This window comes from Paraburkholderia ribeironis (assembly GCF_900019265.1).
Taxonomy (GTDB): Bacteria; Pseudomonadota; Gammaproteobacteria; order Burkholderiales; family Burkholderiaceae; genus Paraburkholderia; species Paraburkholderia ribeironis.
The window spans coordinates 38,912-54,311 of record NZ_CYGX02000054.1; the positions used below are offsets into that span (position 1 = coordinate 38,912).

Consider the following 15,400-nt stretch of genomic DNA (forward strand, 5'->3'; position numbering starts at 1 on the left):
ATTTATCGTCCGAGAGTGTCGTAGACCGATGAATCAACACGTCCAGAAGATGATCAGCGCTTTCTTCACGGCAATACGTCCATGGGATTCTGCATACGCCGGAGCCCGTCTGACTTTCATAGCCGTCCGACGCGGAGACTTCCTTGAGATCCTGGCTGCGCGTGTGCACTTGTCGTCTGTCTTTCGTCAATCACTAAAGAGTTGGTTTCAAGCCGGCGACGTGGAAGCCGGCCAAGTGGATCTTTCAGGCGGAGTGGCGGCTGTCACGCAGGCGATTGAGCAGATCGCGGGCCCCGATGGCTTTGAGATTGCCAAGCGCGGAAGACTCGTGCTACGCCCGGAAGACAACCAGAACCTCGTCGTCGGGCTGCCGGATTTGATCCATCCCGAGGGAATCAGTCAGGGAAACCGCCTAGCGGTTCTCACAATGTGTGGAATCTCGCGACAGATGCTCGCTCAGCAGCCGCAGACCGACTGGATGCTGAGGGCTGCGGCGCATCCGTTCGACTCGCTGAACGAACTCAGCATTGAGTATGATCTCGGTTCCGCATCGATGTCGTCGACCACGTTAGAAGTCGTAGCACACGCGACGGCCGAGGTTTATCCGCAATCAAGCGTCAAAGACGGCAAAGCCGATTTAGGCCTATGGCTGGCGAAGGGCCTCGACAGAGCAAAAGCAAGGCTCGGTTATGGCGTCACAACTACATTCATATTGCCCATATACCAAACGGCGACGGCTAATTCTCTCTCAGCCCTTGTTACACGTCTCGACCGCAGTACCGGCAAACATTGGCGTCCTGCTTGATGAACTCCGCGCAGTGCCGACACTTTTTCATCCCGTCAGCTAGTTGCTGTCGCTCGATACCTGCCTGATTTGATTTCATCAACAAGGCGTGCGGAAGCGCCACAATGAATATGGCCGCGCCATAAAACCACCATACGCCGAACGACCGCCCTTTGCCCTTTGCAATTGCCGCCGGAATCAAACCGATCAGCACCGCCACCAGCAGAAATCCCATGCTTTACCTCCAGTAGTTAGCGTTCGTAGGTCTTCCCGTCGGTCGAAATCTCGTAAAGCCACTGGCTGTAGGGCAAGCGCATGAGAATTGTCGATTTTTCAAAGACCGTACCCAGCACCATGGCCCGACATAGAAGAGTGACGCCACCCTGAATGCGCTCGCACATTGCGTCAGCGCTATCCACGAATCGCGTGGAGTTCAACCTGCCTATCACAACAGTCCGCCCTTCGGGTGCTGCACCGATCGGGGGAACAACAAACAGAGTGATTTGACTACACACCACTGCGGCGGCGGCCGCAGATATCGCCAGAATCACCAGCCATGTCTTTGTCATCGGATTTGCCAGGGAATTTAACCAAGGTTAACGACACCAGGCACCACAAGCTTGAGGCTATCGCGGCCGGACGCTGGTGCAGGTAGGGCAACCCTCACCTGGTCAGTGATGCTCTCTGTCGCGAACTGGCGGTAGCGTGGGAGCAGTCACCGCCTCTCGTTCCTGTTGCAGCGCCACATCGCTAGCGGCCTCTGGGGCTATTGCAGCCTCTGGGGACGCCACGGTGGTATCGGCCCGTAATCCATCAGATAGCGTTGAGACCCTTGCCTGCGTACTATCGGCTGTCGGTTTCGCTTCACCCGCGTCTGATACAGCAGTACCGGACAGATTTGCGTCGTTAAGAGTTGGCTCGGGCGAACTCGCGGCAATCACGGGTTGAGTTACCTGCGCACCAGAAGCACCTGTCGACTGAACGTCGGGCGTGGGATGTGACTCCTTCTTGCCTCCAAACACAGCCAGCGCAGCGAGGAAGAGCACAACGGCTCCAACTCCAGCACCCGCCTTCTTGGTGTCCGTGCTTCGGCATTCGGGGCATCGCACCGACAGCGACCGCCCTTTCGGATACCACGTATGTCCGCACGAACCGCATTTGTTGAGCGGTCTCTTTGTAGCGCGCGTTGCCATTTTCCCCGATGCCTCTCAGATTTGTATTTTGATTCAACGACGGAACGCTATTGTGCGCAACTCATTCCCACGTCCCGATAGCCGTAGTTGCATTCATAGTGGCTACCATCCGCTGCAAGATGAGCGTTCGCGGGAATGAAGACCGGTGCGCAGCGGTTCACGGTAAAGTGGTATCCGAAATCGCATGCCCATCCCGACGAGGTGTCTGCTGGATGCGCATTGACCGGGACAACAACCGGCGAACAACTATCGCCTGAGCGCACATATCCGATATCACAAGCCCAGCCGCCATATCCACCAGTGCGATGCGCGTGAAGCGGCATCGCTGGCATGACACAGCCAGTCGGGTCGCGCTGATAACCGGGCGGACACGTTGATGCTACAGGGTGCCCTACTGTGGTCGCCGGGTTGGAACTCGGGCAGCCCAGGCGATCGACGCCGGGAGGACACGAACCAGACTGCAGTGAGTCTGCCTGACTGCGGCTTCCAACCGTCGTATTCGCTGCAGCGTACTGCGATGTCGTAGGCGCTGCCGCAGGGATTGCGTTATATGAAACCTCAGGGATGTTCGCGACGGGCTTTCCGCGAAATGCGGACAGAAACGAACCCAGCGCGTCAATTTGGTCAACCGGTGTCTGCGCAAAGCCACTCTGTAGTTGCGCCAAAAGGCAAAAAACAGTCACCAATGCCTGACGACAAAAGGTTCGCATTTTCATATTTTTTTCAACGCCGCGAAATCTGCCTCGGCCTGTGCCAAGGCAAGAGAGGCTGCATCGACGCGCAACTTGACCGTGCCTCGCACGCTGAGCGCTGCGGTGTGTAACTGCTGAAGCTGCACGAGGCCATCCCGCAGCGCTTTCTCCGATAGCATACGGTCGTTTGCAAGACGCGCATTAAGCGCATTGACGTCCTGCTGGGGTATCCCGCGACTTGGATCAAACACGAAGCCTTTCTCGACCCGCTGCTTCCAGGTGACGAGCCTACCGGCGAGAGCGTCACCGAATCCCTGAACGCGCATGACGGCGTGGTAGCTGATATCCCGTGCTGTCTCAATATTAAACGAAGCCAATGCACTTACGCGCGCGGGCCCTATTCCATCAATTCCCGCGTCGGAAATCAGGAATCTGTCGAGGAACACTTCCAGTTGCCGTTCACGTACGCTTGCATGCAGGTCCTGTATCCCCCGCTGGTATTCGGCAGGCAATCCATCAATGCGAGCTTTCGCCGATACCAAGCGACCATACAGTTCGGTAATGCGTGGATCCTGTGTCAGCTTGTTGTACTCCTCCAACTCGAAGTCAAATGTCTTCTTCGCCGCGATCGCGGCGCCGCGCAGCGGCACAAGGCGTCCACCAACAGGATGTTTTATCAGTGCGAGAATCACACCGCCTGTAATAAGGCTCAGGAACCACGACGCTGGCTCATGAAGGGTCGTGAGGAACGCCCCGACAGCTACGGCCGACACCTTCAGTCGATATAAGAGCCTTCCATACTTGCCCACCTGTTGCGTGCGCCCTGTGACGCCATGCTGAAGCGCGGTGTAGGCGGGAAGCTGCGGCAGCGCTGCCAACACCTGAATCTGTGCCCATATTGCCCCAAGGTCACCTGTCGCGGTCGAGGCTTTACCTGTACTCGAGTTCTGCGAAAGGAACGCCGGTCGTCCCGCCCGCTCGCGTTCGCACCACGGGCATTGCCCGAGATGTGACGGGTATTTGTGATTCGATACCTGTGAGCAGGTACGCAATGACGCGCGCAGACCATCCAGAAGCTTGATCCAGTCACTCGCGGCTGGGCGTCCCGAGGACACGCCTTCCTCTGTGAACGCCCGTATGAATGCCCGCCCTATTTCTGGTGCGAAAAACGAGAGACTGATGGCGTCCGGTGGCGTGTCTACCTGCCTTTGTTTGCGATCTGGACCGTAGGCAAACCGGTAGGCCGCGATAGCCTCCTCAAGCGGGAGGTCGTTCCGACCAAGCGGAACGCCGGAGTACGGGTGCCGCCCCAGTAGCAGAAGTTGGAACACCAGCACCGCGAGGCCGAAATTATCATGGTTTCGTGTGCGCTCTCTGCCGCGGAGCGAACTGACGTTCTGCAATTCAGGGGGCGTGAACAGCTTTACGCCGACGTCGCACGAATATCTCCTGTTTCCCTCGACCACCTGGAAAGAATCGCAGTCAATCAATTTAACGGTGCCATTGCGACCGACGAGAAAGTTGTTCTCGTTGACATCCCCAACGACGTGGCCGTGGGCATGCACGGCGTCAAATGCCGCAGCTACATTGCGGGCTACATGAACAAGGAATGCATAGTCAACAGTGGGGAAAATCTGCTTGCGACTGGCCGGACTCGAGAGATTGTGAATCGGTTCGAATCCTTCGATCCTCGCCATCACAAAGCCTGCAACTGCGCCACCCGCCTGAGTCAGTATTTTCGTGGGCCAGGCAGAAATCTGATGAAGGTACGTGCTACCGATGCGGGCCATCGCCCGCAGCTTCTCCTGCTTGTCTGGTGGCAATGGAGCGTGATACACCTTCGCGACATTGTCCCGACCAAGGCTGCTGGACTCAAAAACACTGCCTTCACCGCCTCGTCCCAGCTCCCTGCCAAGAATGACAGCGCGGCCTGACTCGTCGTGCAAGTGCATCACACTTCTGCCTCACGCTGCCCCGAAACCAGAACAAGGGTTTTGTCGTCGTCGGTCCGTGAATTCACCGGTTCGCTGTCAAGAAATGCAGCGAGCGAACCTGAGAGCTGGTCGCACTCTTCCTCCGACGCTGTTCGAAGTACTGCAAACATGGGGTCGAAGAATGGCGCATGAACAGCCTTGCTGGAAAATACCAGTGCCAAGCGCTGCAATCCGTCCGTCATCAACGCCAATTCCTCAGGAGTATCGTCAATCCGAGATTGGAGATGAGCCTGCGCGTCGTGGTCCGTTATAAAGAACGTTGTGTTGGCATATTCGCCGCCATCCGGCCAGAATATGCACTTGAGCGCGTCGGTTCGTCGCGCCACGATTGCCCCATCGCCAATCTGGAAATAAAGCACTTTTTCAGGTCCAACAACGGCTCCGACAACCGTACAGGCGAAATCCCTCAATGACGCGCCGCCCTCCGTCGCCCTCTCCAGGATTGCGCCCCGAACGGCCTCAATGATGGCGCGCGGCTTGACCGACTGAACGCCATCTGCTGATTGAGCCAGAAGATCAGTCACAGCGAGGACCGCGGTTTCGCACGTAAGCTCCGCACCAGCTTGTGCGAAACGGGCACTACCTGCACCATCAGCAGCAATCGCAATCAGGTGTCTGGCACCGTTCTGATCCAGGGCCTCGACTACCATGCTGCTGTCCTGACATGGAAGTTCGAGCTTCGAATGCGATGTTCCGGCAACCGAGGCGCTGACGTAGCGCCAGTTCACACAACCGCCCAGCCTGTAGGTGGTTTGAGCGCCACATCGGTACCTGGCGTTGATTGCGAGACCGACCCGAGCGAACCGGAAAGCCACTGGAAAAGCTCCCGGAATTTCAGGCCACTGAGGCTAAGCGGTTCGCGAGTCGAAATCTGGCGCAAGATGCCCATGTCCGCCTGATTCACACCGACCGCAAAAAACGCGAATTTCTTCGCGGCCTCGCCCTCCCTTATGCGCTCCGCCGCCGATTTCCATTCGTCCGTCGGCGCTCCGTCCGTGATCAGGAATATCCAAGGGCGATAATAGGAAATACCGTTTGCGCGATATTCCGCCTTGCGTGACTCGAGCGCATCAATGGCAAGGTTAATCGCCGCGCCCATCGGCGTGTTTCCACCGGCAGCCAGCACCGGGGGAATAAAGCTGTGCGCGGTATGGAACGCTGTGTCGATAGTGACCGGCCCGAAGGAAATAACGGTGGTCTCGACCCGCTTGGCTGCAAGGGCGTCCGCCAGCAGATCCTGCCGGAATTCGGCCAGACCCGCGTTCAACTCGTCGATCGGTGTTCCGGCCATCGAACCCGAGCGGTCAAGCAGTAACACGCAGGGGCAGCGCGGTTCAGGATTATCTGCAAAACTGTCCGCACCGAACGCCAGTTGTCTGGCGAACGGATTTTCGTTCTCGGTCATGGTCTTCTCGCTACGCTACGGTGTACACTCGTCCCGCTTGGCGCCTTTAATTTTTGCATCTGATAATAGCAGCGTAAAAACCATGCAGGCAAGTAAAACACCAGCTTACGCTGCTCTTGTTTTTGCCGTGGCAGCGGGCGCCGCACTTTCTACAGCTACTCACTCGCCAAACCCACCCGCTGTACCTGCTGGGAACAAGCCTTCCGCTTCCGCATTGCCAGCGTCATCGCCGCCCCCCCCTCTCCCTCCTGCGGAGAAGATGTCCTGGCAACCAACGACGCTAAACTGGCAAAACATTCGCCTAAGACTGGAAGCGCCCTCTCGCGAGGGTGTAACCCCAACGTGCCATACGCCTGTCGGAACTGAAGATGAGATTGGTACGTGTTATCTGGGAATTCCGACGTCGCAACCCGTCGTATGGAGAGTCGCAACCGTCACACAGCGAGACCGCTTTGTACCTGCTCGCTGGTTCCTCGACGCGCAAGCCGAAATCAGAGCTGCAATGCAACCTCAGCAACTCGCCGAAAGGGTGAACGCTGACCTTGGCACAAACTCATCCCTGTCGTTAGCTAACGTTAGCCTGGCTAGTCCGGCAACGTTGAGGGATGGGATCGCGATTGTGGGACAGGCGACGTATCGATCGAATCAGGGATCGACAGACGTCGTTACGATGACGTGCGTCGCCGCGTTCCTTCTTGCTGCCAATCGACCTACACAGGTCTTATATTGTGCAGCCAGCGCGGAGGACGTCGAGAGCGATGCAGCACGCATGATTGCGTCACTGCGCAAGCTCAATCCTTCTTCCGAGCTGCCGGGAAACTCATTGCAGGCGATGGAACGCGCCGCGTACCAAAAATATCTTAAAACGCACGGTGGCGCTGCTGTTAATCCGACGGTCGTGCAAAGCGAAATTGAACACTTTGCTGCCACCACCGCGGATTGCCAGAAATACGGCCAAATTTCGCAGGAACGGTATCTGTGCCATGAGCAACATGCCAAGGCACGGCTGGACCAGCTTGGTACGCTTGTATCAGGCGGTTGACGAAGCAAGGCTTCACTCATACAGGCCGGTTCAGCGCGGATTACCGAGTGGCTTTCGGCGAGCCGCCGTTAGCGACGTTACGCCGTTATTGCCAGCGTCGACGTCCGGTCTGCCGTTTGGCGCGGAAGGACGGAGTTTCCTACTGCCATACGGCGACGTCCCGCTGCGAGAATGTTCCGGCCGCGATGATGATACGCGCCACACTCTAGGCGGGCTCCCTTATCCGTCCCTGCGACGAACGCCGACGTGCAGACGTTCAATTAAGCATGAAGTGCGTGACTAGACAGGGCGAATAGTCTGTCGGGATCGACATCGACACCATTTGCGCGGAAAACGGCCCACCGAAAGCCGCCAGTCCTCGATAAGCGTCCCTGGCGCTCCTGCATAGTACTACTGGCCTTCGATGGACGATGCCAGATCGGCAGAAGCACGACTTCCATCAAGGACGCATCCATTCACGATTGAGTTCCTCGCTGACACTTGGCCAGTGTATCCGCTCCTGCTCCAGGCGACGGCGCTCCCCCCATCGTCCGTTTTGCAGATCAGACAGCAGTCGCGCCTCATCCTCCGTGAGATTCTCCGCGGGTCGCTTGTCCTGGGTCGGCTCGTTGGTGAGGAGATGTCGATGTGACTCAATCACTGCTTCCGTCATCAGCATCGACTTCAGTTGTGGAAAAATGCCGCGAGCCCGCGACAAGATGTGCAGCCCCCCAGGTGTCGATGTCCCCCCAATAGAGAACATCTGCGGTGTGCGCCCACCGAATTTCACGCAGGACCGCCACGTTATTACCGAGCGCCATCACTACCGCTGCCTCCTCGATATCCGGGAGTGCCAGCCCGCTCTCGAGATTTTCGACAATCAGCAATCGCTTCGGGGGGCGCTGGAACAGATTGTTCCACTGCCCTACGGGCATCTGAAAGTCCTCCATGTCCAGCACCTGCTTGCGAAGCGAGGCATCGAGCAGCCTCATCCGTACCGTATCGGGTGGACACCTGCTGATTCAAGGTGAACGATTGCGTTCCACCGGGACCAGGGTTCAACTGTTCGCAATCAGGCGGAGTGACCAATGCACGACGCATATTCGAGGAACATTGAATCTTTGGCAAGTAGCTGATCTGCGGCATCCGCTAAAGTTTTACGGCTGCGTGCCGATATGATGGCGTAAACCGGCATGCGTTGCTCGCGCGACGGACGGTCAGTAGTCGAACCTCGAACGTATTGTGGCACTCCCTCACGTGCAGGAACGAAACCACATTCGACGGACTTCGAGCAGACACCACAGAGTCGATGATTCATGAAATGAAGCTGAAAGAACATGGGAATCGTTGCAGGCATCGCAAGCGTCATTTTTGTCGCATGGCTAATCAGGACGCTGTTTTCTGGCTCTAAAGCTTCTCGGCCTCGAAATCCACAGAATATCCCCCGCGAAAGCTCGGTACGTACCGAGCAGACGCATGTCGCACGTCAACATCCCACACAGCCGGCGCGCTCGCAACCAACTACGTTTCGGCCCTCGACCACCGCCAGACGATCCAGCTCGATCCAGTTCACCGATTCGAGTACCTCAACCACACCGTCGGAAGCAAGCAAAGCACCAAAAGAGTTTGACTTCCATGGTCTGCACGATGCTCTGACCGGTGCGGCGCTGGATATAGGCAGAGGCCTCTTCCAGTGCACAACCTGCAAGGTCTTCTACCATAACGATAGTATCGAGTTGCTGCGTGCCGAGAACAGCGGCAGATGCGTGTCGTGCCAGTCAACGACCCTTGTCGCATTCGCTCTTGGAGCAAAGCCAGCCGGGGGCAAAGACTTTACCCCGTCCGTCGTTACGCTCGCGGACTATCATAAGCACGTTGGCTCGGTTGTCACTTTCGAAGGCTTTGTCCCGCTGGTTCGAGAAAGCGCAAGGGGCAACGACTTCGCCGTCATGTTCGAAAACAAGGGCTGGAAGAAGAGCTTTAAGCTTGTCTTCTTCCGCGATGCCGTAACGGCCGTTGGAGGCAGACCATATATCAATTCTCTCCAAGGCAAGACCGTGCGTGTCAGAGGTCTACTTAAAAACCATGCGACGTTCGGATACGAGATCATCGTTTCTGAGCCGGGTATGATATTGAACGTGCACTGAAATGGAATGGAAAAACCTCGAGCTCGGTTATAAAAACCGTCTGGATACGCTCCGGAAAAAATCGCCGTACGAATTGCTTGGTATTACACCTGACTCGAGTCTGGATGATGCCAAGCGAGCATTCCGCACGTTGGTCCGCCTGCACCACCCAGACCAATCGGATCCTTTCATGCGCACTCACGGGGAAGAAGTGACGAAACTGCTCAATCTCGCAATGCGAGCAATCGAAGCGGAGAAATCCCGATGAGACTGGACCGATATCAAAGGCACAGTCTCATCGACTGGTTCTCACAGGATTCGTTGAAAGCGGCGACTTACGCCATCGTCGGATGCGGCGCGATCGGCAACGAAGTAGCGAAGAACCTCGCACTCCTCGGAGTTGGCAACGTTCACCTGTATGACTTTGACACGATCGAACTGCACAATCTGACGCGCAGCGTTCTCTTCAGAGAAGAAGATGTCGGCGAAAACAAAGCGGTTGTTGCCGCACAACGCCTCAAACAGCTCGATCCAGCCATAAACGCGTTAGCCTTCCCAGGCGATTTCTGGGAAAGCATGGACTTGTCTGCGATGCATCAGTATGCAGCCGTCTTTTGCTGCGTGGATAATTTTGAGGCGCGCATCCGGTTGAATCAGCTATGTCGCCTCAGCGGGACGAATCTCGTCAATGCTGGAATCGACAGTCGACACGTGATGGTCGAAGTGTTTCCGTTTGCGGACCGTCCGGCATGTACCTGCTACGAATGCAACCTGCCCTCTTCTGTCTACCAGCGCATACAGGAGCGCTACTCCTGCGGGTGGCTCAAGCGCGTCGCGTATGCTGAACGCAAAGTCCCGACGACCATCATCACTTCAAGTCTTGCGGGGGCCCATGCCGCTTCAGTTGGCCTTAGACTTGGCTCCGCGCCTGGCGAAACTGATCGCCCGCGACGCATTTACATCGATTCCATCACCGGCAATACGACCGTGTCGGAACTCTCGAAGAACGGTAATTGCCTCTTCTGTGGCGAAATTGATGACGAAATCCTCATTGCCAAAGCGTCGTCCTCGGTAACGAGCGACCTTCCCGGTGCGGCCAATAACGCAGGTGAGACAGTTCTTTATTCGAGCGACGCGATCCTTGTGACAGCGCACTGTGTCACATGCGAGCCTGCCGGTCCAAAAACGATCTTTGCACGCGCTTCTGATTTTGACAGTCGATTACGGCGGTGCGCAAGCTGCGGCCAGGAGTCGGTGGATTTTGATATTCGCGACAGCTTTAACATCGATGAACTGGTCGGCTCTTACCTGGGACACCGGATGCCGGCAAAATTTCTCCGCTTTCGTGCGGAATGGAAAACCTACGTGATTCAACTGGAGCACATTGATGCCTGAACTCAAGATAATCGTACGTACCGCAGATCTCACGCGAAAGGCCGAACTTGCACTGCGTAGCGAAACCGTTGGTGCCGACGTCATCCAGGCAGCAGTGGACAACTGGAGCCTGCCGACCGACACGGGTTATTCGCTCGTCCATACAAACGATGGGCGCACGCTGACGCCGGCCTCAGCGTTGGGTGCGAGCGGCGTTAAGGATGGCGACATCCTGGAGGTCCAACCCGTCCTCGTAGCAGGAGCTCTTCATGGGAGCGATTGAAGAGCGGATTGCCCAGGATTTACAGAAGCTTTCCAGCCTTTCGGCGCAGACGGGCGGACGTGTACGGGTGGTTGGAACCGCTGGGAATCCGACCCGACGCATTGACGTCGAGCTGCACTATAGAACAGCACCCTCGCGGGACTATCCACGGAAAGTCCAGGAAGTCACGGCAGTCCGGATCGAGCTTATGAGCCGATACCCATTTGTCGAGCCAAGCGCGGTTATTACCACGCCCGTTTTTCATCCGAACGTGTTCCCGTCAGGGAAAATCTGCCTGGGAACGAAATGGCTGCCGTCACAAGGTTTGGACCTCCTTATCCGACGAGTTATCCAGATTCTGACCTTTGATCCCACCGTTCTAAACGAGCGGTCGCCAGCGAACGGCGCCGCGGTGGACTGGTATCGCTCCGCAGTTCGCGCTAACCCACGGGCATTCCCGACTGATCGTGTCCAAACACCGCCAGCCAGCAATCCGTCGGGAACAACAGGCGTCATTGTGGCATGCCCCTCGTGCACAGCACGCATGCGAGTACCTGCCGGGAAAACCGGGGAAGCCAGATGTCCCAAATGTGACAACCGGTTCAGTGTGTCGACATGAAATGGAACGAACTGGAACCAGATAGCAAGCGGCTCCCGATTGAGAATCTGACTCCACGACTAGGCTTTGTCGATGCTGTTCGCGTTCTCACGCTGGAGGACTCGCCTCAACCGTTTGTCTTCTTCAGCCAGGCTGCTCGTGAGCGGGTGATGGAACATGCCCATTCATCCAACGTGGAACTGGGCGGCCTGCTAGTCGGTGCAGTATATGGCCGCAAACCCGGTAACGGCGCAATTGCAATACACATTCACGAGGCGGTGCCGAGCGAAGACTTCGAGTCCACTTCGGTGTCGCTGAACATGAGTCCCGACGTCTGGCAAAAGGCCGCCTGCTACCGGGATCAAGGTCTCTGCGTTGTCGGCTGGTATCACACACACCCGAATCTGGGTGCATACTTCAGCGGAACCGACCGCTCGACACAACGCGGATTTTTCAGGGAGCCATACAGCCTGGGCTTGGTGGTCGACCCGATACGAGGGGAAGAAGCTTGGTTCATCGGACCGGCGTCCGAACCACTATCTGCCGCCCATCTGGCTCGCATGGGTGCTCATTCGTCGTCACGTCAGGATCCCAAAGCGACCGGTCTGCACGTATATCACCAGGTACTGTAAACATGTCTGAGACTACCAAAGATATTCAGGTCATTATTCCCAGTGAAATTCAGGAAAGAATCAAGACGGAGGAGCTGAAGCTCACTGGCACACAGGTTAGAGATAGCCAAGGTCGCATCGTTCGCAATCTGAAATCGATAGACCTGTCCCCCGGTCAGTACTTCTCACCTAATCTGACCGTTCGGTTTGAAGGTTATACTTTCATTTCAGAATCGGTGATTTCGCGTCAGCTACAAAGGGAACTCGACGTCAACAGGAGGGAATTTTTGTCTGTCGCCTCCAAGATTGATCGGGTGTTGCAAGGGCAAACGAACGACCTTGTCGCTTCAATTGCAATTTTTGACGCGCACTTTCAGAAGCTGTTAAGTCGTAGCTCTCTGATAGACAAGAATCAAGCCTATGCCTCAGGCGTCGAATCCGCAGCTTTGCTCGCCGCGCATCTGGGTAGTTACATTGACGACTACATCAACAGCACGACTGTTTTCCACCGAGATGTCGGCTTGAAGGGTGAAATTTATCAGAATTTTCTGAATCGAGGCCAATACAAACCTTACATAACACACAGCAGGTTCGAACCGTTTGATATACATCAGGCGAAGTTTTTCGCTTACTCTTTCCTTCAGATACTGAACAACATCAATATACTGTCGCTATGCTTCGACCGGAGAATCTTTGAGCGTTACTACGAAAATCTCGAAGGCTTGAAGCACACACTTTTAAAACTGTTCCGCGTTTTAGTGCACGGAATCAGTGGAGAAGGCGACATTTATCAAATGTGCTACGCGCCGGAAGTGGGTGGTCAATCGCGCCGCCCTCCCAAAGACATATTGAGAATTATCAAGCATGACGGTAGCGCTACTATCGACGAGGTGATTGCACGCAATTATGGCGCGACCAACCCGCCGCTGCTTGACGAAAACCGCATTTCGTCGATTGATACTGTGATGGATCTGCTTGAGGAGATTGAGAACCTGAAGCTCAGGGCAGACCAATACGAAAACGTCGACCTATCAGAATTGAGCGACCTATCCGAGATACAGAATCTTCTGTTCACCGATTCGAAGTAGGCGCACATGGGTTCAGCGGCCTTCCCGCTTCCTCCTTTCAAAACACGTTTCTGATTAGCGAAGCAGGCACCATACACGGGCAAGCGTGCTCACGACGTAGGACCGAACGTACATGCGGCACCCAAATATCGGCGTCGGGCGACTCCAGACAGACTTTTCCCGCGCCGGCATTCATATCTGTTCGCGGACCAGCCACGTCTCGACCGTCTGATCCAGCACGACCTCGGCGTATTGACGACGCGACCAGCACAACGTCATCACGAAGAACCATGTCTTGAGCAGCCCCCCGGACTCGTGCGTGAGCACGGGACCGGCGCCGAAGTCGACCTGTGCAGCCTCGGCCGCTGCCAACTCCGGGATCGTCGTCGCTCTCGCACCGCGCTCGGCCTTCAGGTGCAGCAGGAAGCGCCGCACTTGCCGAATAGCTGCCCGAGTAGCCGTGATTGTGCTAAAGCGCGTTGAAGATCGTCGTGCCCTGCACGTCGACGTCATACCAACCGCGCACCAAATCGCGAAACGGTTCAATCGTGGAGACGCAGCTACGCGGCAGCTTCGGATTGCGTCCGAAAATCGCTGCCAGTTCGGCGTCGTCCGGCAAGGGCTGACCGGGATCGAGGCAGCCCCGAGCGAGCGCGACCTGCCTGACCGCCTTCAGCATCCTACGCCCCATCAGGCGTGCGCTGGCAATTTCGCGGTCAGAATCTCCCTGACGCATGTGCTCCAGGTCCTGTCGATACTCAAACACTTCGAACCTCCTTCGACTCATCGGCCCTCCGGGCAAAAAGCCTGAAGGTACCAGGTTGCGGAAATTCGAAATGCGTTTCGGGCTGCCGCCCGACAGAACACTGAGCCTGCTACGTGGCTCGATTAACCCGATCCCAGAACGGCTCGAATATGCCGGTCAGTGACACACGGTGAGTACACTCCGCGACCGACACCGCAAGCTAAAAATCTAGATACGGATGTGACTTCGACACGGTCGCCATTTTAGATACGGATGTGGCCTAGGCACGATCGCTATATGGGAAGTGACGTTCGGGATTGGAAACTCCGCCCGAAGCGTCACGCGAGGGCATCCGGATGCCCAACGGAACGACCTATTCCCAACCGACGGTTGGCAGCGCACTCAAAGGAATTCATTCAAATGCAGGATATCGACTACACCCTGATAGCACTCGGCGGCCTTCATCTGCCGCGCGAGCTAAAACTTGAAAAGGGCCTGGCCGACAACGTCCCCATCCTTACATGCCCACTGGAGTTGCCGGACCTGGTAGCCATCCGGAGTCAAGGGCCCGGCACCTGTTTCGGCTACGGCAGCATGCAGGTTGATGACGCACGCATTCTGACTTTTCGACTGCAGCTCGGAGGGGTACAGATTTATTGGCTTGCTGACCTGACCGACGCTGAGGTCTGGACAGCCATGGACCTGTGGCAGAAGCAGCAATTCGTGCCCTTTGCATTTCAGGTGGAAAAACGTCTCACCATATGCTGCAAGGCTGAAATCGGCTCGAAAGCGCCAATCATCGGACAGTTCCGCAATCAGATATGCGCCGATGCCCCGGCCGAAATGTGGGACATCCTGACCGACACGGCAGCGAGCGGCTGGGTGCATCAGCAGGCCAGCACCGACATTCCAGGTGTCCCGCTGGAGCACGTTCTTGTCAACGTGCTTGTTACGAAGCGATACGAGGCTCTTGTGAAGGGGAAAACATTCGCACATGAGCCGACAGTCGCAACTGCGGGCAGCGGCGGGGCGAGCAACATCCACTGATTGTGGGCACCTTACCGTTCCGACTCGCCTGAGCTGATTACCAAGGCACGACCCATCGGGTCGTGCCTTTTTCTTCCGTGACCAGGTAGGAAAAAGCGGCCACGAACTCGTCGTGAGGCTTCCTGCGCCCGCCCGTCGATGCACACATTGATTCCGCACCGGACAAACCTCCCGGTCGGCACCAGCCTCGTGGCAGGAAGCAGCCCGTTTGCGCTTGAGCCGGAGAAATCCGGCGCGGCGCGCGAAGAAAATCCGGTAGGCGTGGTCGAGATGCCGCAGTGCCTGCCGCAAGGCGACACTTCGTTGAGCCAGTCTGTGGTGCATTTCAGTCGCGTCAGCTCGGCCAAGTCTGAGTCCTCCGCGAAGCTGCTGCGCAAGCCATCGCTGAAACGCGCCTGACGTCGCGCGAGCATATGGTTGTAGACGAAGCGCGTGCAGCCGAAGTGTTTCGCCAGCAACTGCCCCTTCTATGAGCAAGAAT

At 56.6% G+C, this 15,400-nt stretch carries 20 protein-coding genes; 11 read left to right on the forward strand and 9 right to left on the reverse strand.

Annotation, left to right across the window (positions count from 1 at the left end; all coding sequences use genetic code 11):
• Nucleotides 1–28 precede the first annotated feature (28 nt).
• Nucleotides 29–805 carry a hypothetical protein gene (locus BN2475_RS23565; protein ID WP_094781893.1) on the forward strand — a complete coding sequence of 259 codons (777 nt, stop codon included), beginning with the start codon at nt 29–31 and terminating at the stop codon, nt 803–805.
• Here BN2475_RS23565 and BN2475_RS23570 read toward each other — a convergent pair.
• The 5 genes from BN2475_RS23570 to BN2475_RS23590 all read right to left on the reverse strand — a co-directional run bounded on the left by BN2475_RS23570 (nt 759) and on the right by BN2475_RS23590 (nt 6,068).
• Complete coding sequence (locus BN2475_RS23570) at nt 759–1,019, reverse strand: zinc ribbon domain-containing protein (protein WP_094781894.1); 261 nt, start codon at nt 1,017–1,019, stop codon at nt 759–761. The two genes, BN2475_RS23565 and BN2475_RS23570, sit on opposite strands and share 47 nt — an antisense overlap.
• Before the next feature lie 16 nt (nt 1,020–1,035).
• Nucleotides 1,036–1,353, reverse strand: coding sequence for a hypothetical protein (locus tag BN2475_RS23575; RefSeq protein WP_094781895.1), 318 nt, complete (start codon nt 1,351–1,353; stop codon nt 1,036–1,038).
• 1,336 nt (nt 1,354–2,689) lie between these two features.
• A complete protein-coding gene (locus tag BN2475_RS23580; protein WP_094781896.1) occupies nt 2,690–4,621 on the reverse strand; it encodes a helix-hairpin-helix domain-containing protein in 1,932 nt (643 codons plus the stop codon).
• Entirely contained in the window at nt 4,621–5,391 is a 771-nt protein-coding gene (locus tag BN2475_RS23585) for a PP2C family serine/threonine-protein phosphatase (protein WP_143325861.1), read from the reverse strand. Before BN2475_RS23585 ends, BN2475_RS23580 begins: the two co-directional genes overlap by 1 nt.
• Complete coding sequence (locus tag BN2475_RS23590) at nt 5,388–6,068, reverse strand: vWA domain-containing protein (protein WP_094781898.1); 681 nt, start codon at nt 6,066–6,068, stop codon at nt 5,388–5,390. Before BN2475_RS23590 ends, BN2475_RS23585 begins: the two co-directional genes overlap by 4 nt.
• 769 nt (nt 6,069–6,837) lie before the next feature.
• Here BN2475_RS23590 and BN2475_RS33805 point away from each other — a divergent pair.
• A complete protein-coding gene (locus BN2475_RS33805; RefSeq protein ID WP_143325863.1) occupies nt 6,838–7,110 on the forward strand; it encodes a hypothetical protein in 273 nt (90 codons plus the stop codon).
• A gap of 439 nt (nt 7,111–7,549) precedes the next feature.
• On the opposite strand, the gene BN2475_RS36580 is transcribed toward BN2475_RS33805, so the two are convergent.
• Together BN2475_RS36580 and BN2475_RS23605 are read right to left on the reverse strand one after the other, a co-directional pair.
• Nucleotides 7,550–7,852 carry a Wadjet anti-phage system protein JetD domain-containing protein gene (locus tag BN2475_RS36580; protein ID WP_094781900.1) on the reverse strand — a complete coding sequence of 101 codons (303 nt, stop codon included), beginning with the start codon at nt 7,850–7,852 and terminating at the stop codon, nt 7,550–7,552.
• Nucleotides 7,743–8,111, reverse strand: coding sequence for a Wadjet anti-phage system protein JetD domain-containing protein (locus BN2475_RS23605; RefSeq protein ID WP_281254262.1), 369 nt, complete (start codon nt 8,109–8,111; stop codon nt 7,743–7,745). Before BN2475_RS23605 ends, BN2475_RS36580 begins: the two co-directional genes overlap by 110 nt.
• A gap of 315 nt (nt 8,112–8,426) precedes the next feature.
• On the opposite strand from BN2475_RS23605, the gene BN2475_RS33815 reads away from it, so the two are divergent.
• From BN2475_RS33815 to BN2475_RS23640, 7 genes are read left to right on the forward strand one after another with little or no spacing between them, the layout of a single operon-like run.
• Entirely contained in the window at nt 8,427–9,236 is an 810-nt protein-coding gene (locus BN2475_RS33815; protein WP_143325867.1) for a hypothetical protein, read from the forward strand.
• 1 nt (nt 9,237) lies between these two features.
• Nucleotides 9,238–9,483 (forward strand): J domain-containing protein, encoded by a 246-nt coding sequence (locus tag BN2475_RS23615; RefSeq protein WP_094781903.1) that lies wholly within the window; start codon nt 9,238–9,240, stop codon nt 9,481–9,483.
• A complete protein-coding gene (locus tag BN2475_RS23620; protein WP_094781904.1) occupies nt 9,480–10,610 on the forward strand; it encodes a HesA/MoeB/ThiF family protein in 1,131 nt (376 codons plus the stop codon). The genes BN2475_RS23615 and BN2475_RS23620 overlap by 4 nt, the downstream gene beginning before the upstream one ends.
• Nucleotides 10,603–10,872 carry a hypothetical protein gene (locus BN2475_RS23625; RefSeq protein WP_094781905.1) on the forward strand — a complete coding sequence of 90 codons (270 nt, stop codon included), beginning with the start codon at nt 10,603–10,605 and terminating at the stop codon, nt 10,870–10,872. Before BN2475_RS23620 ends, BN2475_RS23625 begins: the two co-directional genes overlap by 8 nt.
• The gene (locus BN2475_RS36585; protein WP_094781906.1) at nt 10,859–11,470 is read left to right on the forward strand and encodes a ubiquitin-conjugating enzyme E2; all 612 of its coding nucleotides are present in this window, start codon (nt 10,859–10,861) and stop codon (nt 11,468–11,470) included. Before BN2475_RS23625 ends, BN2475_RS36585 begins: the two co-directional genes overlap by 14 nt.
• Nucleotides 11,467–12,081, forward strand: coding sequence for a Mov34/MPN/PAD-1 family protein (locus BN2475_RS23635; protein ID WP_094781907.1), 615 nt, complete (start codon nt 11,467–11,469; stop codon nt 12,079–12,081). The genes BN2475_RS36585 and BN2475_RS23635 overlap by 4 nt, the downstream gene beginning before the upstream one ends.
• Nucleotides 12,082–12,083: 2 nt before the next feature.
• Nucleotides 12,084–13,148, forward strand: coding sequence for a hypothetical protein (locus BN2475_RS23640; protein ID WP_094781908.1), 1,065 nt, complete (start codon nt 12,084–12,086; stop codon nt 13,146–13,148).
• A gap of 171 nt (nt 13,149–13,319) precedes the next feature.
• Here the strand turns inward: BN2475_RS23640 and BN2475_RS23645 are convergent, their stop codons facing one another.
• Entirely contained in the window at nt 13,320–13,562 is a 243-nt protein-coding gene (locus BN2475_RS23645; protein ID WP_218023719.1) for a hypothetical protein, read from the reverse strand.
• A 34-nt stretch (nt 13,563–13,596) separates the two neighbouring features.
• Nucleotides 13,597–13,806: a hypothetical protein gene (locus BN2475_RS23650; RefSeq protein WP_094781909.1), complete on the reverse strand. Its 210-nt coding sequence runs from the start codon at nt 13,804–13,806 to the stop codon at nt 13,597–13,599.
• Between the two features lie 486 nt (nt 13,807–14,292).
• On the opposite strand from BN2475_RS23650, the gene BN2475_RS23655 reads away from it, so the two are divergent.
• Nucleotides 14,293–14,919 carry a hypothetical protein gene (locus BN2475_RS23655; protein ID WP_094781910.1) on the forward strand — a complete coding sequence of 209 codons (627 nt, stop codon included), beginning with the start codon at nt 14,293–14,295 and terminating at the stop codon, nt 14,917–14,919.
• A gap of 138 nt (nt 14,920–15,057) precedes the next feature.
• Entirely contained in the window at nt 15,058–15,318 is a 261-nt protein-coding gene (locus BN2475_RS35735; RefSeq protein WP_143325869.1) for a hypothetical protein, read from the forward strand.
• Nucleotides 15,319–15,400 lie beyond the last annotated feature (82 nt).